Here is an 865-nt window from a genome sequence, read left to right as displayed (position 1 = left end):
AATGGCTGTCCCGTCTTTTCATGAGAAAGCAAAAGAAATGGCTGTCCCGTCTTTTCTTGGCCTTTTGGCGTGCGCTTAGTGTGTACCAGCTTATAGGTAATGGTGGTATTTTCAGTGACCTCAACATTACCATCATAGGCGACGCCGGCTTGACGATAGTTGAATTTAACTTGGTTATCATTTTTGAGGATGACTCGTAGCTTAATGGGGCTGTCTGCACTGCAAAAAGGCAGTGCATTTTCGAGCAGCAGCTCATCGGTAGCGTTGTAAATGAGCGCATCTGGGTATTGGGCGATTCGGGTTTGTTGGCCAAACAGTGCCAGAATTTGGTAGACCTCGGTGGCACTTAAGTGTGACTGCAGCAGTGCATTATCAAAAGTGGCTTCACCCGCTTGGCTAAATTGAATGCTGGCAACAAAAGCTGGCAGTTCATCACCAAGCGCGTCGAATGCAGAAGGCTGACTTAGGGTTGCTTCAAGTGTGGCGGCAGATTTCACTGGCGCCAGCGCTGCGTCAATCTGTTGTTGGGTGGCAGCTTGAGTGGCAGTACTGCTGAGTAAAAAGCTGGTGAGAATCGCAGTGCTGAGTTTAGTTAGGGTTTTTATTGAAAGTCCTTTTAAATTTAGTGGGTTATCCATGCAGCAACAAAAAGTAGCAACAAAAAGATGAGGCGAAAGCGCCTCATCTTTGGTTAGGTCTAGGAGCCATTAAAAGATATGGCTGTCCTGTCTTTTTTATCGAGTAGGGCTTGTGATTTAAAGCGCCCTTCCCAGAAAGCACCTCTACATGCATCTTCACGATTAGCTTTGCGTGCGATATCTTCATTAAGACAGCGCATAAACCATGAAATACTGGACAGGCGCTC

1 protein-coding gene and 1 pseudogene are annotated in these 865 nt (G+C 46.6%); both read right to left on the bottom strand.

Annotation, left to right across the window (positions count from 1 at the left end; all coding sequences use genetic code 11):
• A partial coding sequence (locus AB4135_RS22200) for a hypothetical protein (RefSeq protein ID WP_371995573.1) occupies window positions 1–638 on the bottom strand: 638 nt, incomplete at its 3' end.
• A gap of 92 nt (window positions 639–730) precedes the next feature.
• Window positions 731–865: pseudogene (locus tag AB4135_RS22195) on the bottom strand (alpha-amylase family glycosyl hydrolase); the annotation flags it as partial.

The sequence above is a fragment of the Shewanella sp. 10N.286.54.B9 genome (assembly GCF_041468565.1).
Taxonomy (GTDB): domain Bacteria; phylum Pseudomonadota; class Gammaproteobacteria; order Enterobacterales; family Shewanellaceae; genus Shewanella.
The sequence above is the reverse complement of the archived record's forward strand: the minus strand, read 5'-3'. Positions and strand labels throughout refer to the sequence as shown.